This window comes from bacterium (assembly GCA_035307765.1).
Classification (GTDB): domain Bacteria; phylum Sysuimicrobiota; class Sysuimicrobiia; order Sysuimicrobiales; family Segetimicrobiaceae; genus Segetimicrobium.
This window is the reverse complement of sequence record DATGHU010000007.1, coordinates 107672-132023: the sequence shown is the minus strand read 5'-3', so window position 1 is coordinate 132023 and position 24352 is coordinate 107672. Positions and strand designations below refer to the sequence as shown.

The 24352-nt window shown below is 70.1% G+C and carries 20 protein-coding genes; all 20 read left to right on the top strand.

All coding sequences use genetic code 11. From position 1 onward, the window contains the following. Positions 1-8: 8 nt before the first annotated feature. Complete coding sequence (locus VKV57_02900) at positions 9-2021, top strand: hydantoinase/oxoprolinase family protein (protein ID HLW58855.1); 2013 nt, start codon at positions 9-11, stop codon at positions 2019-2021. Continuing rightward, positions 2018-3664, top strand: coding sequence for a hydantoinase B/oxoprolinase family protein (locus VKV57_02895; GenBank protein ID HLW58854.1), 1647 nt, complete (start codon positions 2018-2020; stop codon positions 3662-3664). Before VKV57_02900 ends, VKV57_02895 begins: the two co-directional genes overlap by 4 nt. Next, positions 3661-4446, top strand: coding sequence for an SDR family NAD(P)-dependent oxidoreductase (locus tag VKV57_02890; protein HLW58853.1), 786 nt, complete (start codon positions 3661-3663; stop codon positions 4444-4446). The genes VKV57_02895 and VKV57_02890 overlap by 4 nt, the downstream gene beginning before the upstream one ends. A 32-nt stretch (positions 4447-4478) precedes the next feature. Then, positions 4479-5357 carry a xanthine dehydrogenase family protein subunit M gene (locus VKV57_02885; protein ID HLW58852.1) on the top strand — a complete coding sequence of 293 codons (879 nt, stop codon included), beginning with the start codon at positions 4479-4481 and terminating at the stop codon, positions 5355-5357. Further along, positions 5354-5830, top strand: a complete 477-nt coding sequence (locus VKV57_02880) for a (2Fe-2S)-binding protein (GenBank protein HLW58851.1) — start codon at positions 5354-5356, stop codon at positions 5828-5830. The genes VKV57_02885 and VKV57_02880 overlap by 4 nt, the downstream gene beginning before the upstream one ends. Beyond that, positions 5827-8139, top strand: a complete 2313-nt coding sequence (locus VKV57_02875; GenBank protein HLW58850.1) for a xanthine dehydrogenase family protein molybdopterin-binding subunit — start codon at positions 5827-5829, stop codon at positions 8137-8139. Before VKV57_02880 ends, VKV57_02875 begins: the two co-directional genes overlap by 4 nt. Positions 8140-8228: 89 nt before the next feature. Continuing rightward, positions 8229-9599 carry an aminotransferase gene (locus VKV57_02870; GenBank protein HLW58849.1) on the top strand — a complete coding sequence of 457 codons (1371 nt, stop codon included), beginning with the start codon at positions 8229-8231 and terminating at the stop codon, positions 9597-9599. An 89-nt stretch (positions 9600-9688) separates the two neighbouring features. Continuing rightward, entirely contained in the window at positions 9689-10558 is an 870-nt protein-coding gene (locus VKV57_02865; GenBank protein ID HLW58848.1) for an IclR family transcriptional regulator, read from the top strand. Between the two features lie 9 nt (positions 10559-10567). After that, positions 10568-11443: a dihydrodipicolinate synthase family protein gene (locus VKV57_02860; GenBank protein HLW58847.1), complete on the top strand. Its 876-nt coding sequence runs from the start codon at positions 10568-10570 to the stop codon at positions 11441-11443. 6 nt (positions 11444-11449) lie between these two features. Next, positions 11450-12469, top strand: a complete 1020-nt coding sequence (locus VKV57_02855; protein HLW58846.1) for an alcohol dehydrogenase catalytic domain-containing protein — start codon at positions 11450-11452, stop codon at positions 12467-12469. A gap of 13 nt (positions 12470-12482) precedes the next feature. Beyond that, complete coding sequence (locus VKV57_02850) at positions 12483-13217, top strand: amino acid ABC transporter permease (protein HLW58845.1); 735 nt, start codon at positions 12483-12485, stop codon at positions 13215-13217. Continuing rightward, positions 13214-14023 carry an amino acid ABC transporter ATP-binding protein gene (locus tag VKV57_02845; protein ID HLW58844.1) on the top strand — a complete coding sequence of 270 codons (810 nt, stop codon included), beginning with the start codon at positions 13214-13216 and terminating at the stop codon, positions 14021-14023. Before VKV57_02850 ends, VKV57_02845 begins: the two co-directional genes overlap by 4 nt. After that, positions 14020-15180, top strand: coding sequence for a galactonate dehydratase (gene dgoD, locus VKV57_02840; GenBank protein HLW58843.1), 1161 nt, complete (start codon positions 14020-14022; stop codon positions 15178-15180). Before VKV57_02845 ends, dgoD begins: the two co-directional genes overlap by 4 nt. 16 nt (positions 15181-15196) lie before the next feature. Further along, positions 15197-16396 carry a mandelate racemase/muconate lactonizing enzyme family protein gene (locus tag VKV57_02835; protein HLW58842.1) on the top strand — a complete coding sequence of 400 codons (1200 nt, stop codon included), beginning with the start codon at positions 15197-15199 and terminating at the stop codon, positions 16394-16396. Positions 16397-16517: 121 nt separating this feature from the next. Further along, positions 16518-17393, top strand: coding sequence for an ABC transporter substrate-binding protein (locus tag VKV57_02830; GenBank protein ID HLW58841.1), 876 nt, complete (start codon positions 16518-16520; stop codon positions 17391-17393). Positions 17394-17444: 51 nt separating this feature from the next. Next, positions 17445-18692 carry a M20 family metallopeptidase gene (locus tag VKV57_02825; GenBank protein HLW58840.1) on the top strand — a complete coding sequence of 416 codons (1248 nt, stop codon included), beginning with the start codon at positions 17445-17447 and terminating at the stop codon, positions 18690-18692. Beyond that, the gene (locus VKV57_02820) at positions 18673-19794 is read left to right on the top strand and encodes a mandelate racemase/muconate lactonizing enzyme family protein (GenBank protein ID HLW58839.1); all 1122 of its coding nucleotides are present in this window, start codon (positions 18673-18675) and stop codon (positions 19792-19794) included. Before VKV57_02825 ends, VKV57_02820 begins: the two co-directional genes overlap by 20 nt. Positions 19795-19835: 41 nt before the next feature. Then, entirely contained in the window at positions 19836-21200 is a 1365-nt protein-coding gene (locus tag VKV57_02815) for an aspartate aminotransferase family protein (protein ID HLW58838.1), read from the top strand. Beyond that, the gene (locus tag VKV57_02810; protein HLW58837.1) at positions 21197-22606 is read left to right on the top strand and encodes a neutral/alkaline non-lysosomal ceramidase N-terminal domain-containing protein; all 1410 of its coding nucleotides are present in this window, start codon (positions 21197-21199) and stop codon (positions 22604-22606) included. Before VKV57_02815 ends, VKV57_02810 begins: the two co-directional genes overlap by 4 nt. A gap of 112 nt (positions 22607-22718) precedes the next feature. After that, positions 22719-24320: an ABC transporter substrate-binding protein gene (locus tag VKV57_02805; protein HLW58836.1), complete on the top strand. Its 1602-nt coding sequence runs from the start codon at positions 22719-22721 to the stop codon at positions 24318-24320. The last annotated feature ends 32 nt before the right edge of the window (positions 24321-24352 follow it).

The following is a 24352-nucleotide window of genomic DNA, read 5'->3' as shown; positions in this document are numbered from 1 at the left end:
CGGCGACGGTGGCGGAGCGCGTGCACGTCGGGATCGACACGGGAGGCACGTTTACCGACCTGGTGGCCCAGCCGATCGGCGGCGGACCGCTGAGGATGCGGAAGGTCCCCACGACCCCCGATCCTTCACAGGCGGTGCTCGAGGGGCTCCGCGGCCTGCTGCGTCCGGACGATGAGGTGGCGATCCTGACCCACGGGACGACCGTGGTCACGAACGCGATGTTGGAGGGAGCCGGAGCGCGGACCGCTTTGGTCACGACGCGCGGATTCCGCGACGTCTTGGAGATCGGCCGGCAGCAGCGCGATCACCTCTACCGCCTCGACCGGCCGGGCCGAGTGCCCCCGCTGGTTCCGCGCGCGCTCCGCTTCGAGGTCACCGAGCGGATCGACCACACGGGCCGGGTACTCGTTCCGCTCGATGAGACCGAGGCGGCGTCGCTCGCGGCCCTGCTGAGGAACGCGCAGGTGGACGTGGTTGCCGTCTGCTTGCTGCACGCGTACGCGAACCCCGCGCACGAGCGCCGGATGGGGGCGCTCCTCGCGGGGGCGGTGCCCCACGTCTGCTTGTCGTCGGTGATCAACGCGGAGGCGCGGGAGTATGAACGGACGCACACCACCTGCGCGAACGCGGCGCTCATGCCCTTGGTCGATCGATACCTCGACGGCCTGACCTCCGCCCTCGCCGGGCGCGGGCTGCGGGCTCCGCTGCGGCTGATGCAGTCCAGCGGCGGGATGGCCACCCCCGCCGGGGCCCGGCGGGCACCGCTGTCGATGCTGATGTCGGGGCCGGCGGGCGGGGTCGCCGCCGCGCGGGCCGTGGGGGCATCGGCCGGGGTCGCGGCCGCCGTGACCTTCGACATGGGAGGGACCTCGACCGATGTCTGCCTCCTGCGCGAGGGCCACGTCGAGACGGTGTCGGAACGCCGCCTCAACGGCCAGCCGGTCCGGATGCGGTCGCTGGCCGTCGAGAGCGTGGGCGCGGGGGGTGGCTCGATCGTGTGGGCCGATGCGACGGGCGCGATGCGCGTGGGTCCCCAGAGCGCCGGGGCCGTTCCGGGCCCGGCCTGCTACGGCCGCGGCGGTGAAGACGCGACCGTCACGGATGCCTGTGTGGTGTTGGGCTACGTCGATCCCGAGGGATCCTTTGGCGGGTTGCGCCTGGACCCGGATTTGGCCGTCCGCGCCATCGAGCGCCTCGGACGGTCCTACGGCCTCGCGGCGCCTGAGGCGGCCTCGGGCATCGTTGAGATCGCCAACGCGGCGATGATGCGGGCGATCCGGACGGTGTCAGTGCAGCGGGGGTACGATCTCCGCGGCTGCGCGCTGATCGCCTACGGCGGCGCGGGGCCGATCCACGCCGGGCGCCTCGCGCAGACACTTGACATGGCGCGCGTGTTGATTCCCCGCCACTCCAGCGCCTTCTCTGCCTACGGATGTCTCGTCGCGGATCTGCGGTACGATGCGGTCAGGACCGCACGGGTCCATCTTCGAGACAGTGCCCCCGACGTTTGGGAGCGGGCGTTCCGGGAGATCGAAGTCGAGCTGTTGACCCAGCTCGAAGGCGAGGGGGTCTCCGCGGGCGACTGCGAGGTGCGGCGGTCGATGGATCTGCGGTACGTGGGGCAGAACTACGAGATCGAGGTGCCGGTCGAGGCGGGCGAGGACGGTGCCGCCATCCGCCGGCGGTTCACCGCGTTTCATGCCCGGCGCTACGAGTACACGACCGATGAACCGGTGGAAGGGGTCAACGTGCGGGTGACGGCGCGCGTTCCCTCCTCCGCCCCGGCGCTTCCCGAGATCGACGATGATCCCGCGGCCGGGCCGGCGGGACGGCGGCGGGCCTACTTTTACGGACACGGCTGGGTCGAGGCCTCGGTGGTCCCGCGGGCCGGGCTCGGGGTGGATCGCGAGATCCCCGGTCCCGCGATCGTCGAGGATGCCTGGTCGACGACGGTGGTCTACCCGGGGCAGCGCCTGCGGCGTACCCCCGAGGGGCACCTGTGGATCGAGCCGGGCCGATGATCGACCCCGTGACCCTGGAGGTGGCGCGGCACGCCGTCTACGCGATCGCCGAGGAGATGCGGGCGATCCTGATGCGGTCGGCGCGCTCCCCCGTGCTGAAGGAGGCCGGCGATCTCTCGTGCGCCTTGACCGATGCGCGGGGACGCCTGATCGCGCAGGGGCACGACATTCCCATTCACCTCGGCGTGATGGCCTTCACCGTCAAAGAGTTCCTGCGACGCATTCCGGTGGACTCGCTGCACGAGGGCGACGTGTACTTCACCAATCACCCCGAGGTGGGGGGAAACCACCTCCCGGATGTGAAGGCGATCATGCCGGTGTATCACCGGGGACAGCTGGTGGCGTTCGCGATCAACCTGGCGCACTGGCCGGACGTGGGGGGCGCGCGGCGAGGAAGCTACGTGGTCTCGGCGCGCGACCGATACGCGGAGGGTCTCTGCATTCCTCCGCTGCCGCTCTTCGAGAGGGGACGCCCCAATCGGGCGATGATGGAGCTGGTACTCTCGAACGTGCGGGGGCGGGAGGAGCGGGAGGGCGACATTCTGGCGCAGTACGCGACGAACGCGGTCGCCGCCACCCGCCTGCGGGGAGTCTGCGACCAGTTTGGCGCGGACGTCCTGCAGGGTTGTTTCGACCGATTCCTCGACGAATCCGATCGGCTGATGCGAAGCGAGATCGCGAAGGTGCCGGCCGGCGAGTATCGCGGCGAAGACTGGCTGGACGATGACGGCATCGGCGACGAGCCGCTTCGGATCGCCGTCACGGTGCGCACCGCCGGCGACGCGCTGAGCGTGGACTTCGAGGGCACGGCGCCTCAGGCTCGGGGCCCGCTCAACGCGACGCGGTTTGTCACCGCCTCCGCGGTGCTCTACGCGATCCGCGCACTGCTCGGCGCCGAAATCCCGGTGAACGACGGCTGCTACCGCCCGCTCGCCATCCGGGTGCCCGCGGGGTCGCTGCTCGACCCCGCCCCGGACGCGCCGCGCGTCGGCGGCAACCACGAGACCTCGCAGCGGGTGGTCGATGCGATCTTCAAAGCCCTCGCCCCGGCGCTGCGGGACCGGGTGGTGGCGGGCGGGGCGGGGACCTCGGGGCTGCTGATGCTGAGCGGCCTGCGCGAGGACGGCCGGGCGTTTGTGCTGTACGAAGTGCACGGCGGCGGTGAGGGAGGGAGCGAGGGGCGCGACGGCACGAACGCGATCCGGGTGCACATGAGCAACGTCATGAACACGCCGGCGGAGGTCATCGAGAGCGAGTATCCGCTGCGGGTGGAGTGCAGCGCGCTGCGCCCGGACAGCGCCGGCCGGGGCCGACGCCGCGGCGGGCTGGGGCTCCGACGCGCCTACCGCCTGCTCGGCGAGCGGGCGGAACTGACCACGATGGTCGAGCGGATGCGGGTGCCGCCGTGGGGAATCTTTGGCGGGGAGGAGGGTGCCCCCTTCCGGGTGACGCTGGAGCGGGGAGGGGAGCGCCGGCCGGTGCGCGGAAAGGAGCATCTCGACCTGGTGCGGGGCGACGTCGTCGTCGTGGAGAGCTGCGGGGGGGGTGGCTACGGCCCCCTCCAGGACCGGCCGCCCGCCGCGCACCGACTCGACTTGGCGAACGGCTATCTCACTGACCGCGGAGGGAGGGGAAGCGGATGAGGCTTGCGGATCGGGTGGCGGTGGTCACCGGGGCGGCCAAGGGGATGGGGGGCACGATCTCCGCCGCCCTGGCCGCCGAGGGCGCGCATCTTGTCTTGGCGGCCCGCGAGCCCGGCCCGCTGACGGCGCTCGCCGAGACCCTGGCCCGGCGCGGGGGAGGCCGCCGCGCCCTCTCCGTGCCGACCGACGTCTCGGACCAACGGCAGGTCGCCGCGCTCGCGCGACGTGCGGTCGACGAGTTCGGGCGAATCGATATCTTGGTCAACGCGGCGGGCGTCATCGGTCCGATCGAGACGCCGCTGCACAAGATCGCCCCCGAGGATTGGGACCGGGTCCAGAACGTGAACCTCAAGGGGGTGTTCCTCTGCTGCCGGGCGGTCGTGCCTACGATGATCGAGCAACGGTCAGGGAAAATTATCAACATCGCCGGGACCTCGGGGTTGCGGGGATACCGCTACCGGGCGGCCTATTCGTCGTCGAAGTGGGGGGTGAGAGGACTGACCCGGACCCTCGCCTTGGAGGTCGGTCCCTACGGGGTGAACGTCAACGCGATCTGTCCGGGGGTCGTCGAGGGGGATCGGATGACGACGATTATCGCCGAGAAGGCCCGGGCGCGGGGCTGGTCGTCGGAGGAGGTCTTCGACGAGTACATCCGGGAGATGGCGCTTCGGCGGTTTACTAAGGATGAGGACGTCGCCCACGCCGTGGTCTTCCTCGCTTCGGAAGAGAGCCGCCAGATCTCCGGGCACGAGTTGATCGTCGATGGCGGATGGGATGTCTGAGCAGGCGGCCGCCGGCGGAGAGGAGGGCATCGATGCCGGCCGTGCCATTTGACTACCGCGCCCCCAAAACGCTCGCCGAGGCCCTAGGACTCCTCGCGGAGTTCGGAGAGGACGCCAAGCCGCTGGCCGGCGGACAGAGCTTGGTTCCGCTCCTGACCCTCCGGCTCGCGCGCCCGGCGGTGCTGATCGATTTGAACGGACTGGACGGCCTCCGGGAGACGCGGCGGGAGGGGGATTGGCTGCAGGTCGGCGCCCTGGTCCGGCACCGCGCCCTGGAGCGGGGGGACGGACCGCTCGCAGCCTGCCCGCTGCTCCAGGAGGCGGCGTCGTTCATCGGGAACGTCCGCGTGCGCACGCTCGGGACGATCGGGGGGAGCCTGGCCCACGCCGACCCGGCGGCGGAGCTTCCCGCGGTCGTTCGAGCCCTTGATGGGATGGTCCTGGTGCGCGGGCCCCGGGGAGAGCGGGCCGTTCCCGCCGCGGAGTTCTTCGTCGGCGCGCTGACGACCGCGCTCGCTCCTGGGGAGCTGGTCATCGGCGTGCGCCTGCCGGTCCTGGGCCCCCGCACCGGCTACGCGGTCGAGGAGTTCAGCCGGCGCGCCGGCGACTTTGCCGTGGTCGCTGCGGTGGCCGTGATGGAGTTGTCCCCGGCGGGAGACATCGCCCGCGCCCGCGTTGCGCTCGGAGGGGTGGGGTCGGTGCCCCAGCGGCTGCCGGCGCTCGAGGCGGCACTAGCGGGAGGTCGGCCCGATGCCGACCGCCTCCGCCGTGAGGCGCTCGAGACCTCCGACGCCCTCGAGCCGGAGGGCGACGTCCACGCGTCCGCCGCCTACCGGCGCCATCTGGCTCGGATCCTCACCGCGCGGGCCCTCGCCCGCGCGGCGGCGGCGGCTGGGAGGGCGGTGGCGTGACGGAGGTCGTGGTGGGCTTCCTGCTCAACGGGCGGCCGTGTGAGGTCCGGACGGCGGTCCACCGAACGCTCGCCGACCTCCTGCGCGACGATCTGGGGGCGATCGAGGTCAAGGAAGGGTGCGGGGAGGGGGTCTGCGGGACGTGCACCGTGCTGCTCGACGGCGAGCCGGTGAGCAGCTGCCTCGTGCTGGCGCCCCGCGTCGCCGGACGGCGTGTGACCACCGTGCGCGGCCTGGGAGGCGATGCGCTCCACCCCCTGCAGGAGGCGTTCGTCCGCCACGGCGCCGCGCAGTGCGGATTCTGCACCCCCGGCATGATTCTCACCGCCTACGCGTTCCTGCTCGAGTCGCCCGCGCCCTCGCGAGACGAAATCCGCCGGGCGCTTGCCGGCAACCTCTGCCGGTGCACCGGGTACGCGGCGATCATCGATGCGGTCGCGAGCGTTGCCGGAAAGGGCGGCGCCCGTCCATGAAGAGCGAAACCGTCTCGCCGCCGGCGAAGGTCCCGCGGGTCGTCGGGCGGCCGCTCCCCCGCCACGACGCTTGGGACAAGGTGTTGGGCCGCACGCTCTACGCCGGCGATTGGCAGATGCCGGGGATGCTGTACGGGGTGGTGGTGCGATCGCCGTACCCCGCTGCGCGGATCCGGCGTATCGACCCGGCGGCGGCCCGCGCCCTTCCGGGGGTGGCCGCGGTCCTCTTGGCGCAGGACGTGCCCCACAACACGCTCTGGACGAACGTTCCGGGCCAGACCAGCGACGTGGGGCCCCTCCGCGCCAGGATTCAGGTCCTGGCGCAGGACGTCGTGCGGTATCAGGGCGAGCCGGTGGCGCTGGTCGCGGCGGCGAGCCGGGAGCTCGCCCAGCAGGCCGCGGAATTGATCGAGGTTGACTACGATCCGCAGCCGGGGGTGTTCGATCCGGAGGCCGCGCTCGCCGCCGGCGCTCCGCCGGTGCACGAGGGCGGGAACCTGCTGGCCCGCTGGAACATCCGGCGCGGCGACGCTGAGACGGCGCTGCGCCAGGCCGATGTGGTGGTGGACACGACCTACCGCTGTCAGTTCGTCGACCACGCCTACCTGGAGCCGGAAACCGGGGTCGCCTGGATAGACAGCGGCGGCATCCTGACGATTCGGGTGTCCACCCAGGTCATCGAGCACTTCCGGGACGTCGCCGAGGTCCTCGGCCTGCCGCAGCACACCGTCCGGGTGATCGGCCCCTACCTCGGCGGCGGGTTCGGCGGGAAAGAGGACGTCACGGTGGAGGTCTTCCTCGGCCTGCTGGCGTGGCGCACGCAGCGGCCGGTGAAGATGACCTGGTCGCGTCAGGAATCGCTCCTGGCGCGGCCGAAGCGGCACCCCTTCATCCTCCGCTACCGCACCGGGGCCGCGCGGGACGGCCGGGTGGTCGCCCAGGCGATTGACCTCCTGGCGGATTCCGGGGCGTACGCGTATTTGAGCGCGCTCGTGCTCATGTACGCCGCGGTCACCGCGGCCGGTCCCTATCGGGTGTCGGACGTGTCCATCGAGGCGCGCGTGGCCTACACCAACAATCCGCCGACGAGCGCGATGCGCGGATTCGGCGCGATGCAGATGGTGTTGGGGTACGAGTCCCAAATGGATCAACTCGCCCGGCGCCTCCAGATCGACCCGGTCGAACTACGCGCCCGCAACGCGCTGGCGAAGGGGGACACGCTCCCGATCGGGCAAGAGCTCGACACCCACGTCGGCGTGATCGAAGCCGCCCGCCGGGTCTGGGATGCGCTCGGCCCCCGCCGGGCCGCCAGCACCCCCGCGCACCGCGTCGGTCGCGGCCTGGCCTGCAACATCCAGCCGTACGGCCGCATCGTCTGGCTCCACGACTGGGCCAGCGCCTGGGTGGGATTCGAAATGGACGGGAGCCTGGTGGTCCGCACGGGAGCGCCCGACGTGGGCGGGGGGCAGGCCGCGGCGCTCTGCCAGATCGCCGCCGAGGTGCTCGATCTCGATCCCGCCCGCGTCGCCATCCACATCGCCGACAGCGCGCTGACGCCGCTCGCCGGCACCACGACGGCGACCCGCCAGCTCTATATGTCCGGCAACGCCGTGCTCGCCGCCTGCCAGGCTCTGCGCCAGCAGATGGTCGCCGTGGCCGCCCAGATGCTGGAGGCCGCCCCCGGGAGCGTTGGGCTGCTGGACGGGATGGCGGTCGCCGCCGACGGCCGCCGCGTGCCGCTGCCGGAGATCATGCGGGAGTGTGCCCGCCTGGGAGTCTCGCGCAGCCACCTGGCCGTTTACCACGCCCCCGCCGGCGATCCGGTCGACCTCGAGCGGGGCGGGGGGCGGGTGTTTCCGGACTACACCTTCGGGGCGCATGCCGTGGAGGTCGAGGTGGACACGGAGACCGGAGCCGTTCGGGTGCTCCGGCACGTCGCCTGCCACGATGTGGGACGCGCGATCAACCCGCAGAGCGTGCGGGGGCAGATCCAGGGCGGCGCGGTGATGGGCCTGGGCTACGGGCTCCTTGAAGAGGTGGCGCTCGATCGCGGCGTGAATCTCTCGACCTTATTTGCGACCTATCTGATCCCGACGTCGCTGGACGTGCCGGACGTCGAGCCCATCCTGATCGAATCGGGGGAGGGGAAGGGTCCGTTTGGGGCCCGAGGGATTGGCGAGCCGCCGATCGCGCCGCCGGCCGCGGCGATCGCCAATGCCGTGGAAGACGCGGTGGGGGTGCGGATCACCGAACTGCCGATCACCCCCGAGCGGGTGGCGGCCGCCCTCGGGCTGCTCGGAGATCGCTAGCGGATCGGCCGCCGCCTGCCGGCGGGGGGAGGGCGCGTCCTCGCCGAAGTGGCCGGGGCCGCGCGTGACTGGAGCGGAGGTGATCTGAGGTGAAGCCGCAAGAGCTCAGACAGGTGTTGGAAGCCGATCTGGAAAACGTCTGGCACCCCATGACCCAGCATAAGCTGCTGGCGAAGCAGCCTCCGAAACTCATCGTGGGCGCCAAGGGGTCGACGATCGTCGACGCGGAGGGCCGGGAATACCTCGACGGGATGGCCGGCCTCTGGTGCGTCAACGTGGGGTACGGCCGTCGGGAGATCGCCGAGGCCGTTTATCGGCAGATGCTGCAGTTGCCGTATTATCCGCACACGCAGGCGAATGTCCCGGCGGCAAAATTGGCGGACCGACTGACCGCGCTGACCGGCGGAGAGCCGTGTCACACCTACTTTGTGAACAGCGGCACGGAGGCCAACGAGGCCGCGTTCAAGCTGGCCCGGCAGTACCACCGGCAGGTGCACCCGGGAGAGCCCCGGTACAAGACCATCGGGCGGCACTATTCCTATCACGGCACCAGCATGGCGACCCTTGCCGCCGGGTGCGTCCCCGAGCGGAAGACCAAGTACGAGCCCTTGGGCGATGGGTTCCTGCACGTCCCCCCCGCCTACTGCTACCGGTGCCCATTCGGGCTGTCGTACCCGTCGTGCGGCTTGGCCTGCGCCAAGCAGATCGAGTACGCGATCCGCGCCGAGGGTGCGGAAACCGTGGCGGCGGTCGTGCTCGAGCCGGTCCAGAGCGCCGTGGGGGTGCTGGTGCCGCCCGACGAATACCTTCGCGAGGTGGCCGCGGCGTGCCGCCGGCACGGCGTGCTGTTGATTTTGGACGAGGTGATCAACGGCTTCGGCCGCACCGGAAAGATGTTCGCCCACCAGCACTACGGGGTCGTCCCCGATCTCCTCTGCCTCGCCAAGGGGCTGACCAGCGGCTACCAGCCCATCGGCGCCGTCATGGCCACGAGTGAGGTCTTCAACGGATTCCTGGGGGAACTGGAGGAGAACCGCCAGAACGCCCAAGTGAACACCTGGGGCGGTCACGCCGCGGCCTGCGCCGCCGCGCTGGCGAACCTCGACATCATGGAACAGGAGCAGCTGCCGGAACGCGCCGCACAGACCGGCGCGCACCTGCTGGAGGGGCTGCGCAGCCTCCTGTCGCTGCCCGCAGTCGGAGACGTCCGCGGGAAGGGCCTGCTGCTCGCGGTGGAACTGGTGGAGGATAAGCAGACCCGGGGCCCGTTGGGAGGCGCCCGCACGGCGGCGGTGATCCGCGGATGTCTCGAGCGGGGGGTGATCGTCGGCCGATCTTCCGGGGCGGGCGGTGGGCTCGGCAACTGCGTGACCCTCGCCCCTCCGCTCGTGCTCACACTGGCCGAAGCCGATCGGATCGTGGCGACCCTGCACGAGGCGATCGATCGAGAACTGCGGTAGCCCCGGATCTCGATCCGCCTCGCCCACCGGGCAGGAGAACATCCCGCCCGCAGGGTAGAGGGTGCCCAATCAAAACGTCATTCACATATGTGAACGCCTGTTTGGTAGTGAAGTCGGCGGGGCGGACCTTGGATTTGTTAGAGCTGCTGAGCCAGCAGCGCCGGGGGCTCTCGCTCGCTGAAATCAGCCAGACGCTGCGGATTCCCAAGTCGAGCACCCTCCAGATCCTGCGCACTCTCGAGGCCCGCGAGTATGTGGCGCGCGACGGCCCGACGAACCGGTTTCGTCTGGACGTCCGGGTGTTCGCGCTGGGGCAGGCGTATGCGGAGAGCCTCGATCTCGTTCACCAGGGGCAGCGGGTGCTGGCCGAACTGTCCCGCACGCTCGACGAAACCTGCCACCTCGCCGTGCTCGACGGGGCCGACGTGGTCTACGTCGCCAAGGAGGAGTCCAGCCAGCCGATGCGGATGGTCTCGGCGGTCGGCCGGCGCATCCCGGCGCACGCCACCGGGGTCGGGAAGATGCTGCTGGCGATGCTCGATGAACCCAGCCTCAACGCCCGCCTGAAGGGGGTGCGCCTGACCCGGCTCACCCCGCGGACGTTCACCGCAGCCGCGCGGCTGCGCGACGAACTCCGAACGACCCGCGCACGCGGCTTCGCCTTCGACGACGGCGAGTCCACGGATGGTCTGCAGTGCCTGGCCGCGCCGGTGATGGATCAGCATGGGCAGGCGATCGCGGCGATCAGCGCGTCGGTGCCCGCGGTACGGCTTCCCGCCGATCGGGTCCGCGAGGTGCTGGAGGGGGTCTGCGCGGCGGCGCGGCGCCTCTCCCGCGCACTGGGCTACGGCGGGGGGTACCGGGGTGCACTGGCCGCGGACCGGGGTCAATTGGGCGAGTGGCTGAAGACGATCCGCGCGCCGTCTGGTCGGCGCCCCGATACACTGGCGCGGCGGTAGGAGGAGGCCATGGAGTTTCGCGGGTTGATTCCTCCGGTGATCACCCCGTTTCGAGACGGGCGGGTGGACGGTGACAGCATCGAGCACCTGGTGGCTTCCTGTGCCCCGCACCTCGACGGCATGGTGGTGGCCGGCAGCACGGGGGAGGGCCCCAGCCTGACCTTCGCGGAGCGCACGCAGACCATCGAGCTTTTCGGCCGGGCGATGGGGGGGCGGATGCACCTGATCGTGGGGGTGGCGGAGACGAGTCTGGAAACGATCCGTGCGCTCATCCGCTTCGGCGACGAGCACGGCGCCGTCGGCTATCTTGTGCCGCTCCCGTTTTACTTCCGGCACACCGGCGAGACGATTGCGGCGTTCTTCCGTGAGGTCTCCGGCTACACCGACCGCGAGATCGTCATCTACGACAATCCGTCCACCACGAAGACCGTGCTCACCCCCGTCGACTACTCCCGCCTGGCCGCGCTGCGGGACAACATCCGGCACGTCAAGATCACGGACACGACCTTGACCAAGGTGGATGCCGCCAAGGCCCGAGGGGATCTCATCCTGCTCTCGGGGTCCGACGAGGTGATGCAGCAGCAGGTCGTGCGGGGGTGCGAAGGGGCGATCACCGCGACCCCGCAAGTATTTCCCGGGCGATGCCGGGCGTGGTTCGAAGCGACGCGCGGCGGAGACCTGACCGCCTCGACCCGGCTCTTCGCCCAACTGCTGCCGTTCATCAACGAGGTGATGATCGGCACCGATGACTACCCCGCGGTGATCAAGTACGCGCTGCGGCATCGAGGCGTCATCGCCTCCGATGAGGTGCGGGCGCCGCTCGCGCCGTTGAGCGCCGTGCGCCGGCGGATCCTGGACAGCGTGTTGCCGCTGCTGGGGGAGTAGACGCCGATGCGCACCCTCGTCTACCTCGGCCCCCGGCGGATGGAGCTCCGGGACGCGCCGCCGCCGGCGGCGGGACCCGAAGAGGTCGTCGTCAACGTGCAGGCCTCCGGCATCTGCGGATCGGACCTGCACGGGTACCTGGGGAAGAGCCTGAACCGGGTGCCGCCGCTGGTGATGGGGCACGAGTTTTCCGGAACCGTGACCGCCGTCGGGCCGGGCGTGCGCGACCTCGCGGTGGGATCCCCGGTCGCCGTCTACCCGTTGATCACCTGCGGCCGCTGTCCGGCCTGTCGTCGCGGGGACACGTCCCAGTGCCGGTCGCGGCAGGTGATCGGGGTCCACCGTCCCGGCGGATTCGCGGACCTGGTCGCGGTGCCCCGGGCCTCGGTCGTCCCCCTCCCCCCGGGCGTCTCCCTGTTTACGGCGAGCCTGGCGGAGCCCCTGGCGAACGCCGTCCACATCTTCGACCGGAATGCGCGCGGCCTGCCGCGGCGGATCGCCATCTTCGGGGCGGGGACGCAGGGGTTGATGGCGCTCCACCTGGCGCGCCTGCTGTCGCCGGTCGTCCTCGTCTCGGTGGACCTCGTCCCGGCGCGGCTCGCCGTGGCGCGGCGGTTGGGGGCCACGGCGGCGCTCGACGGGCGGGCGGCGGATGTGGCGGGCCGGATTCGGGAGCTCACGGACGGCGACGGGGTGGACCTGGCGATCGAGGCGGTGGGCAGCTCGCCGACCCGGCAGGCGGCGGTGGCCTGTGTGCGCAGCGGCGGACGGGTGGCGCTGCTGGGACTGGGGGAAGAGACCACGCCGTTCAACGCCGTCGACATCGTGAACCGCGAGATCGAGGTCCACGGCTCGTACGCCTACACCTACGACAACTTTGTCCACGCCGTGGAGTTCCTGAGATCCGGGCTGGTCGAAGGGGAGTGGGCCCGGCCCTATCCACTCGAGGCGGGCCCGGAGGTGTTCGAGCGGCTCACCACCGATCCCGGCGATCTGATCAAAGCCGTGCTGACGCCGGCGAGCTGAGGAGGAGGGCGGTATGAACGGAATCTTCACGCTCTTTAACTTCAGCAGCGCGGGGGAATACCTCCCCGATCTCTTCCGCGGAGCGCTGATCAGCGTCGAGCTCACCCTCACCGTCATGGCGCTCAGCTTGGTGTTCGGGCTGATCGTGGCGCTGGCGAGGATGACCAGGTTCCGGGCGGTGCGGACGGTGGCCACCATCTACATCGAGATCATCCGCGGGACCCCGGCGCTGCTGCAGCTCTTCTACATCTACTTTGTGCTGCCCGCGTTCGGAATCAAGCTCGACCCGTTCACGGCCGGGGTGATCGGGCTGACGATCAACTACTCCGCCTACCTCTCGGAAGTGTACCGCGCCGGGATCCAGGCGGTGGCGAAGGGGCAGCTCGAAGCCGCGCAGGCGTTGGGGATGTCCCGGACGCTGATGATGCGGCTGATTATCCTGCCCCAGGCCATCCGCATCGTCGTCCCGCCGCTGGGGAACTATTTCATCTCCCTGTTCAAGGACACCGCGCTCGCCTCGCTGATCACGGTCAAGGAGTTGATCTTTACCGGACAGATCATCGCGGCGACGAACTTTCAGTACTTCGCCATCTTCACGATCATCGGCGTCATCTACCTCGCCATCTCCTACCCGGGATCGCTCGGCGTGCAGTACCTCGAGCGCCGGATGAAGATCGGCTACCGGCCGCGGCGGGACGCGCCGATGGGCGGTCCCACCCGGGGCGCGCCGCAGGGAGCGGTGTCATGATCCGGCTGGAGGGGATCAACAAGTCATTCGGCCGTCTGCACGTCCTGCGGGACGTCTCGCTCGAGGTCCAAAAGGGCGAGGTGGTCTGCCTGATCGGGCCGTCGGGGGCGGGGAAGTCGACGCTGCTGCGGTGCATCAACCATCTGGAGCCGCTGGACAGCGGGACGATTTACATCGAGGGGGTCCCGGTCTACCGCTACACACGGGAGGGGCAGAGGATTGCCGATGCCGATCACAAGATCGAGGCGCTGCGGTCGCAGGTCGGCATGGTGTTCCAGTCCTTCAACCTGTTCCCGCATCTGACGGCGCTCGAAAATTTGATGGTCGCCCCGGTCTACGTCCGGCGCGAGGCGAAGGAAGAGGTCCGCCAACGCGCCGCCGCGCTTTTGGCGAAGGTCGGCCTCTCCGATAAGATCGGTGCGTACCCACACGAGTTGAGCGGCGGCCAGCAGCAGCGGGTCGCCATCGCGCGGGCGCTGGCCATGCAGCCGAAGGCGATGCTCTTCGACGAGGTGACCTCGGCCCTGGATCCGGAACTGATCGGCGAGGTGCTGCGGGTGATGCGCCAGCTGGCCAGCGAGGGCATGACGATGCTCGTCGTCACCCACGAGATGGGGTTCGCGCGGGACGTCGCCGACCGGGTGATCTTCATGGCCGATGGCGTCATCATGGAGCAGGGCGCGCCGCAGCAGATCTTCTCGGCCCCGAGGAACGAGCGCACGAGACAGTTCCTCCAGTCGATCCTCGAGCGGAACGCCGAGCTGGGGGACGACCCGGCGGCGTTCTCGGCCACCCCCCCTCGATGAAGATCAGCGCGGTCTCCCCGGTGATCGTGGGAGCCGGCATGCGCAACTGGGTGTTCGCGAAGGTGGAGACCGACGCGGGGGTCGTGGGGTGGGGCGAGTGCACCACCGAGTGGAAGACGCGATCGGTCGCCGCGGGCCTGGCCGACCTCGCCGCGTTTCTCGTCGGCGAGGATCCCCTGCGCATCGAGCATCTGTGGCAGGTGATGAGCCGCCAGGGCTTCTTCCGCGGCGGGATCATCGCGATGAGTGCCATCAGCGGCGTGGACCAGGCGCTGTGGGACATCGCCGGCAAGGTGCGCGGGGTGCCCACCTACCACCTCCTCGGCGGGGCCGTGCGCGACCGGGTGCGTCTCTATGATCACCTCGGGGGTGGGCGGACGGACGCCGTCTATGAATCGTTCACCCCGGAAGAGGTCGCCGCGCACGCGCGGGCGTCCGTGGAGCAAGGCTTCACGGCCGTGAAGGCGGTGTGCGTTCCCCGGACCGCCCCCCTCGACGGCCCGAAGCCGGTGAAGCTTGTCGAGCGGCTGATGGGGGCGCTGCGAGACGCCGTGGGGGATGCGGTGGACATCATGCTCGACTTCCACGGCCGCACGACCCCTGCGATGGGGATCCAGTACGGTCGGGCGGTCGCTCCCTACGCGCCCCTGTTCATCGAAGAACCGTGTCTGCCGGAGAACGTGGAGGCGATGGCGGAGGTGGCCCGCCAGCAGCCGTGCCCGGTGGCGGCGGGGGAGCGGCTGGTGACGCGGTTTCAGTTCCGGCCCCTGCTGGAGCAACGAGCGTGCGCGGTGCTGCAGCCCGACGTCGGGCACTGCGGCGGGCTCTCGGAACTGAAGAAAATCGCCGCGATGGCGGAATGCTACTACATTTCCGTGGCGCCCCACAACCCCGGGGGCCCGGTGGCGCAGGCCGCGTGCCTCCACTTTGCCCTCTCCACCCCGAATTTCCTGATCCAGGAACAGATGTGGGCCGATGTCCCCTGGCGCGACGACATCGTCGACGAGCCGATCGAGCGGCGGGCCGGGCAGATGCTCCCGCCGACCCGTCCGGGGCTCGGCGTCAACATTGACGAACGCAAGGCGGCGAAGCACCCGATGGCGCAGGAGCCGCTGATGCGGTACTTCCACGCCGACGGCGCCGTCGCCGATTGGTGAGGCGGGGGATCGCGGGATGAGGATCAGCGACGTCCGGACCATCGTCATCGGCACCAGCTGGCGCAACCTCATCCTGGTGAAGGCCACGACCGACGAAGGCCTGTACGGCGTCGGGGAGGCGACAACGCAGAACCGTGAAGAGGGGGTGGTGGGGTACCTGCAGGGCCTGTTCCAGCGGTTCGTGCTCGGCGCCGACCCGCTCCGCATCGAGGATCTCGTGAACCGGATGTACCGCGACGAATTCTGGCGGGGCGGGGTCATCGCCATGAGCGGACTGAGCGCGGTGGAGATGGCGTGTTGGGATATCCTCGGCAAGGTGACCCACCAGCCCGTCTATCAGCTGCTGGGCGGGGCGTGCTGGGATCGGCTCCAGGTGTACGCGAACGGCTGGTATCAGACGGAGACGCGGTCGCCCGACGAATTTGCGCGGCTGGCCGCGCACGTGGCGCAGAAGGGATACCGAGCGCTGAAGGTCGATCCGTTCGGCCCCGGATTCTATGAGCTCGAGCACGCCGAGTTCGATCGCAGCGTCCAGATCGTGGCGGCGGTGCGCGACGCGGTGGGTCCGCAGTTCGAGATCCACGTGGAGGGACACGGTCGCTTCACCCCCGCCACCGCTCTCGCGCTGGCGCGCGCGCTGGCGCCCTCCCGGCCCTCCTGGTTCGAAGAGCCCGTCCCGCCGGAGAACCTAGAAGCGCTCCGCCGGGTCGTCGAGGGCAGCCCGGTGCCGATCGCGACGGGTGAGCGCGTCTTCGGTCACGTCGAATACGGGCGGCTCTTCCAGCATGCGATTCCGGATGTCGTGCAGCCGGACATTGCGCACGCCGGGGGCTTCTTGGGGCTGAAGAAGATCGCCGCGATGGCCGATGCCCATTACGTGACGGTCGCCCCACACAACGCGAACAGCCCGTTGTGCACCGCCGCCACCGCCCACGCTTGTGCGGCGATGACCAACTTCAGGATCCTCGAGGTGTTTGACGATTTCCAGGAGCCCTGGCTCTGGGAGGTGTTCAGCGGGGTCCCCCGGGTCGTGGAGGGATGCCTCCCTCTGCCGGGCGGACCGGGCATCGGCGCGGACCTCAATGAAGATGCGGCGCGAGAGCACCCGTACGTCCAAGGCTTCTTCAATCTCTTCGAGCCCGGGTGGGAGCGACGTCGATTTTCACACGACGGCACCGCTTCCGCCCCGGCTCGGGCGAGACGATCTGGCCTCTGAGCGATCACGCCGCGGCAGGGGCGGTCATGGCTCCGCCGTGCCAATCGAGAGGGGGGGTGGGGTGCGCCGGACGGGGATGAGGTCGGTCCAGTCGGTCAGATGCAGAAGGAGGGATGACGGCATGCGGGGCAAGAGTCGGGGAATGGTGTTCGTGCTCCTCGCCACGGTGTGTCTGGTCGGCACGTCGTTTCCTGTCAACGCCGGAGTGGGGGGGATCGGCGGCGTCAGCTCCTTCACCGGCGGCGACGGTTCCTTCAAGCGCGTGCTGCGCGAAGGCATCGTGATCGGCATCGCCAACGATTACCCGTTCACCTATCAGGACGAGAAGACCAAGGAGATGGACGGGCTCGACGTCAGGATCTTTCGGATGATCGCCAAGCTGCTCGGTATCGAGAAGGTCTCCTGGCAGATCGTCCAGTTCGATGCGATGATTCCCGGGCTGATCTCAAAGCGCTGGGACGTCGCCGCCGACAACATCCACGAGAACCCGAAGCGGCTGGCGGTGATCGATTTCACCAGCCCGGCGTACTGGTACGGGTCATCGCTTGCGGTGCGCAAGGGGAACCCCAAGAACATCCACACGGCGGCCGACCTCGCCGGCAAGATCGTGGGGACGGTCCGCGGCAGCTTTAACCACGACCTCCTGTCGCGGCGGAAGGATCTGAAAGAGCTCAAGCTCTACGCCACGAACGACGCGGAATTTGCCGACCTGCTGGCGGGGCGGATTGACGTGTCGATGGAGGACGACATCAAGGTCGGCCTGTTCATCAAGAACCACCCCGGCGTGCCGATCGAGTTTGCCACCGGCTATTCGCCTTCGCTGGAAGAGTACGGCTATGCCCGGTACGGGATCCGGAAGGACGACGTCGACCTCAACTTCGCCATCTCGCGCGCCATCGACGAACTGCGCGGGAAGCGGGACGGGATCCCCAAGATCCTCGAAGACGGCGGCCTCGGCCTCCGGAATATGTGGTACTGGCCCGTTGTGACCAAATAGGCGCGGTCGTGGGGGCGGCCCCGGGCCGCCCCCACGACTCGGACCCCGGTGATGATGCCGATGCCCCACGGACCGGTCGACCGGCAGGAGGTCGGCGAGGACGCGGACCCCGAGCGCATGGCCGCCTTCCTCCTGGAGATGGTGCGGATTCCCAGCCCGACCGGGGACAGCGGCGCCGCGGCGCGCCACTACGCCGAACGGCTCCGAACGCTCGGCATGGCCGTCGAGATGATCGAGGAGTTCCCGGGGGCGCCGAGCGTGGTGGCGCGGATGCCCCTGGATGGTCCCGGTCCCGTGCTGGAGTTCAACGGGCACCTCGACACGGTGCCCGTCCCCCATGCGCCGCCCCGGCGGGAGGGGTCGCGGGTCTACGGCCGCGGTGCGGCAGACATGAAGGGCGGCCTGGTGGCGATCTGCGAGGCGGTGCGCCTGCTCTCGGCGCGCCGGGAGGCCCTGCGGGGCGAACTGCTGGTGGTCGCGCACGGGCTGCACGAGGCGCCGACGGGCTACGGGGAGGATCTCGAGGCGCTCGTCCGGCGGGGGGTGAAGGGCGACGCCGCGATCGTCGCGGAGGGGGCCAGCACCATCCTCCCGGTCATCGGCAAGGGCAATGTCGTCTTCGAGGTGACGATCCGCCGCGACGGCGAGGGCACCCACGAGGTGCGCACGCCGCCCGGCACCCCGAATCCGCTGCTGCTCGCCGTCGAGGTGGCGCGGGCGATGGCCGCCCGGTCCCGGGAGCTGGCGTCGGCTCCTCTGCCGCACGTCGGCCCCGAGACGTACTTCGTCGGGATGCTCCACAGCGGCGATTTCTACAACCGTTTCCCCACGGCCGCGCAGATCACCGGCACGCGCCGGTACGGCGTCCGGACCGGGTTCGCCCGCGTGCGCCAGGAACTCGAGGAGCTGGTCGCGCGCGCCGTGGAGGGTCACGACGTCGTGTGGGAGGTCCGGGCGCAGCGCGACCGCGATGCCTTCGAACTCGATCCGCTCTCTCCGATCGTCGCGGCGGTGCGGAGCGCCTACCGGGAGGTCACGGGGCAGCCGCTGCCGCTCGGCGGGGTGAGCATCGTCGGGGACGTTTCGATCTTCGTGAACGACGGCGGCATCCCCGCCGTCTACCACGGTCCGCAGGGCGCGGGCGCCCACGGCGACGTGGAATGGATTGAGGTGGACGAATTGGTGCGCGCCGCGCGGGTGTACGTACAGGCGGCCCGCCACTACTTGGGCGGCGGGCCGGGGGCGGCAGCGGACGAAGCGTCCGAGCAGAGGAGGGGGCATGAAGATCACCAACGTTGAGGCGATCCCTCTGCGGATTCCCGATCTGGATTGGACCCGCGCCGACGGCATCCAGGACGACGTCATCGTGCGCGTGCACACCGACGCCGGGATCACCGGAATCGGCGAGGCCGACGCTTCTCCCGATGTGGTTAAGGCGATCGTGGACGCTCCGGAGTCGTGGATGCGATCCCGGGGACTCGCGGGCGTGCTTGTGGGAGAGGACCCGCTGCATACGGACCGGCTGTGGGACGCGATGTACCACGGTACCCTCTGGATGGGCCGGGGCGGGGTGACGATCGAGGCGATCAGCGCGGTCGACCTCGCCCTCTGGGATATCAAGGGCAAGGCCCTCGGCCTCCCCGTGCACACGCTCCTCGGCGGCGCGCGCCGGGATTCGATTCCGGTGTACGCGAGCATGCTGTTCGAGGCGGATCTCGGCCTGATGCGCGACCGCGCGCAGCGCCACATCGCCGAGGGCTACCGCGCCGTCAAGTTCGGCTGGGGGCCGATGGGCCCGGACCTGGCCACCGACGTCCGGCTCGTCCGGGCGGCGCGGGAGGCGATCGGGGATGCCGCGTTGCTCGTGGACGCGGGAGCTCCGTGGACGGCGCGAGAGGCGATCCGCCGCCTCGATGCCTTCCAGGAGTACCAGCCGTTCTGGCTGGAGGAGGCCCTCGCCAGCGACGACCTCGACGGTTGGGCTCGGCTCACCGCCGCCTCGCGCGGCACGCGCATCGCCACGGGGGAGCAGGAGACCCTGGCGGAGGCGTTCCGGAACCTGCTGGAGGTGGGCCGCGTCGACGTCATCCAGCCGGACCTGGCCCGCGCCGGGGGGTTCACGCAGGGCCGTCGGATCGCCGATCTCGCGGTCGCCCACCACGCGCTGTGCGTGCCGCACGCCTGGAAGTCGGGCATCCTGGTCGCCGCGACGCTCCACTTCGCGGCCACCTTGGCGGAGATCCCGTTCGTCGAATACACGGTGGCGGAGTCGCCGCTGCGGCGGGACCTCGTCCGCACCGCCGTCCGCGTCGAGGACGGGGTGGCACAAATTCCGCAGACGCCCGGCCTCGGCGTCGAGTTGAACGAAGAGATCGTCGAGCGGTACCGGTCGGACCGCTAGGGTCGACGGGGCGCTCGGACTCGCAGGAGCGGGGAGGCTCGATGGGGATGGATGCGACGCAGACGATCCCGCACATCTTTCTCGACTTCATGCAGATGCGGGAGTTCGCCAAGGACCCGCTCGTGTTCGCCGGCGGCGAGGGGATCCGCCTCACCGACACCGCCGGGCGGCGGTACATCGACGGTCTCTCCGGCGTGTTCGTCTGCAGCCTGGGGCACGGCAACATGCCGGTGATCGAGGCGATGACGGCCCAGGCTCGGCAGCTGGCGTTCGCGCCGCCGCTGCACGGCACCAGTCTGCCGGCGCTGCAGCTGACCGAGCTCCTCCTGCGGATCGCCCCACCGGGGGTGGGAGCCCTCAAGCTCCTCAGCGGCGGTTCGGAGGCGACGGAGTCGGCGATGAAGCTGGCCCGCCAGTACCATCAGCAGACCGGGCACCCGCGCCGGTATAAGATCATCAGCCGGTACGGCGCCTACCACGGGGGCACGATGGGCGCGCTGTCCGCGGGCGGCGGCCGCGACCGCAAGTCGGTTTACGAGCCGCTCGGCGTGGGGTTCATCCACGTCCATCCGCCGTACTGCTACCGGTGCCCGTTCGATCAGACCTATCCCGGGTGCGGGCGGACCTGCGTCGGCCTGATCGAGCGCACGATCGAGGCCGAGGATCCCGAAACGGTGGCGGCGGTGATCGTCGAACCGATTTCGATTTCCTCGGCGGGGTTCGTCGTCCCGCCCCCCGACTATCTCCCGCGGCTGCGCGAGATCTGCACCCGACACGGCGTCGTGCTCATCTACGATGAGATCATCACCGGGTTCGGCCGCCTGGGGACGATGTTCGCCTCCCAGTTCTACGATGCCGTCCCCGACATCACGTGCTGCGGCAAGGGGATGAGCGGCGGCTACGCGCCGCTCGCCGCGATCTTGATCCGGGACCGCATCGCCGAGGCGTTTTACGGCGAGGCCGATGAGAACCGGCAGTTCCACCACGGCCACACCTATGCCGGGAACCCCGTCGCCTGCGCCGCGGGGGTGGCGGCGCTGACCCAGTTGATCGAACGCGATCTCGTCGGGAACGCGAAGCGCCAGGGGGAGCGCCTTCGGGCGCGCTTGGTCGAACTTGCCGATCGCTATCCGATCATCGGGGACGTCCGGGGCGCCGGGCTGCTCCAGGGCGTCGAGTTCGTGCAGGACCGCCGTACCCGGGCGGCATTTCCCCCACCGGCGCGCCCCGGTAAGCTCGTGGAGCGCGCGGCGCGCGAGCGGGGGATGATCCTGCGCTGCGGGAACGAATTCGCCGCGTTCGCCCCGCCGCTCGTCGTCACGCCGCAGGATATCGATGAGATGTGCGCGATCCTCGGCGAGAGCATTGCGGTCGCCCAACGGGCGCTGGTGGGGGTCGGGGCGTGACCCCCGGATTCCGCGCCGGCGCCGGCCGGGCGATCATCACACCGCCGCTCGTGGTCCCGCACGCCGGTTGGGGGGCGCAGACGCACCTCTACGCGGACGGCGTCGAGACCGATCTCTGGGCGACGGTCCTGGTGGTCTCCGATGGGGAGGAGACCGCGGCCGTCGTCGACCTGGATCTGGTCGCCGTCACGATCGCGGACGCCGAGGCGGTGCGGGCCGAGGTGGCGCGCGTCCTCCGGCTCCCCCCCCAGAAGGTCCGGGTGGCCGAGACCCACAACCACGCCGGCCCACCCCCTGGCACCTGGGCGTGGATGGAGGAGGGGACCGCGGCGCTCCGGCGCTATTATGAGCAGCTCCCCGATCTGGCCGCGGGAGCGGCGCGCATGGCGATGGCGCGTCTCCGGCCGGCCCGCGTCGCGGTGGGGGCGGGGGACAGCCGGGTCGCCGTCAACCGTCGGGAAACGGCCCCGGGCGGGCGGGTGGTGACCGGGGTCAACCCGGAGGGGGTGATCGATCCTCACGTTCTGGTGGTTCGCATCGACGGCGCGGACGGCGCCCCTCTCGCGGTGATCGCCGGGTACACGATGCATGCCACGACGATGGGTCCCACGAACCGGTACATCAGCGCCGATTGGCCCGGGCACCTGAAGCGGGTGGTGGAGGGGCTCACCGGGGCGACGTGCCTGTTCGCCCAGGGGGCGACGGGCAACGTCGGGCCGGGGCCGGAGGGATTCACCGACGATGCGCGGGTGATTCGAAAACTGGGGGTGCAGGTCGGGTGCGAAGCCGCCCGCGTCTACTTCGCGCTGGCCGTCCCGGCGGTGCAGTACCGGCACGAGCGGGTCTGGGAGTCCGGCGCGCCGCTCGGCAAGTGGACGGGGGTGCCGGTGGCGGAGCCCGTCCCGGTGGTGCGGGTGTCCTCGCGCGAACTGCGTCTCCCGCTTCGCCCCCAGCCTGCCCTGGCGGAGGCGGACGCGCAGGCCGAGGCGGCGCGCCGCCGCCGGGAGACGCTGGTGGCGCATGACGCGCCGGCGGCGGAGATCGAGGCGGCCACGTTCGCCACCAAGCGGGCGGCGATGGCCCGGGAGCGGGCGCGCGCGTTTGGGGGACGGCCCGATCTGCCGGTTGAGCTGCACTTGCTCCGGATCGGCCCGGCGGTGCTGGCGGGGATCCCGTGCGAGCCGTTCGCGGACATCGCGCTGGCGATCAAGGCCCGCTCGCCGTTCCGCCACACCTGGTTCGGCGGGTACGTGGGCGGGTGGTCGGGGTACATCCCCACACCCGCGGAGTACCCGCGCGGGGGGTACGAGGTCGAGACCTCGCCCTTCGCGCCCGAGGCGGCCGGGCGGGTGATCGACGGGACGGTCGCGGCGCTGCACGACATGCACCGGGAAACGGTGCGCTAAGCTCGCCAACGAAAATGGGGCCCGCCCGGGCGGGTCAGCCGTCCCCCCGGGTCCGGTCACCACGAAGATCCAGCCGCCCGGGAGCACCCCGGGAGGCCAGAAGGGGGAGCCCATGGACGCGACGAGGATCCGAGGCACGATGGGGTGTGGGGTTCTCAGCCGGCGGGATTTCCTGATCGGGGCCGCGGCACTGGCCGGGGCGGGAGGGGTGTCGCTCGGCGTCGTCGGAGGCGCGCACGCGGCGAGCGCGCCGAAGCGGGGGGGCAAGGTCACCTGGGGGATGACGTCGGATCCGGTGGCGACGATCCCCTTTGGCGCCGTCAACGGATCGAACTTCGAGATCACGTCGCTCGTCTACGAGTCGCTGTTGGGGTGGGACCGCCAGTTGAGCCTCAAGCCGGCGCTGGCCGAGTCGTGGGAGATTCCCGACGACAAGACCTACATCTTCCGGCTGCGCAAGGGGGTGAAGTTCCACAGCGGCAAGGCGCTCGACGCCGCCGACGTCAAGTACTCGCTCGACCTGCAGAAGACCCCCCCGCCCCCCGGGGTCACGCAGAGCTACTATCCGAAGATTGCCGGCGTCGAGGTCGTGGACAACTACACGGTGCGCGTGGCCATGACCCAACCCGACGCCACGATGCTGGGCTATCTGGCCTGGGGACGATACTCGTGGATCATCCCCAAGGGGCTGTACGACCGGATGGATCTGCGCACCCACGCCGACGGGACCGGGCCGTTCAAGTTGGAAGAGTACATTCCCAACGACCATACGCGCTTGAGCCGGTTCAAGGATTACTGGCGGCCCACGCTCCCGTACGTCGATGAGATCACCATGAAGGTCCTGCAGGACGAGCAAGCCCGGGTGGCCGCGCTGCGTTCCGGGGCGATCGATGGGGCATCCGTGACCGCCGACTCGGCCGCCACCCTTCGGGGCGACCCGTCGCTGGAGACTTTGAAGGGGTTGACCGCCGTCTTCCGGGAGCTGGAATTCACCCTGAAGAACGACGGCAAGCCGTGGGACAACGTCAAAGTTCGCCAGGCGGTAAGCGCGGCGATCAACCGTCAGGAGATCATCGAGAAAGTGTACGGCGGCGACGCCGTGTACACGAGCAAGATCCCGCAGGGCTACGGGGCGTGGCCCCTCTCTCAGGATGCCCTCAAGCTCAAGTGGGAGCGCTACGACATCCCCCGGGCCAAGCAGTTGATGGCGGAGGCCGGATTCGCGAACGGCTTCTCGGTGACGGTGCAGTCGATCGCGCATCCGATCGATTATACGCAGAACGCCGAGGTGATCAAGGACCAGTTGAAGCTGATCAACGTCAACGTGACGGTGCAGCCGCTCGAGATCGGCACCTTTGCCCGGAACAACGGCCGGGGAGAGTTTGAGTGGCAGTCCACCGGCCGGGGGATGCGCGGAGACCCCAGCGGGTTCCTCGCCGATTTCGATCCCGCGGGCGACGTGTACAAGGCGTGGTATCAGGCCGGGTACAACAACAAGGAGTTGACGGACCTGTTCTACGAGGGCCTGCGCACCACCGATCGGGCGAAGCGGCTCCAGATTTACCGGCGGCTGCAGGAGATCGTGCTGACGGAGTGGCCGGCGATGCCGCTGGTCAACCCGATGAAATATCAGATCGTGCGCCGGCGGCTGAACGGATACTACGTGTCGTACGACGACACGGAGCGAGGTCTGATCGGGGCCTGGGTGGAGTGAACCCCACGCGTACGAATTCGGGCGACGGCTAG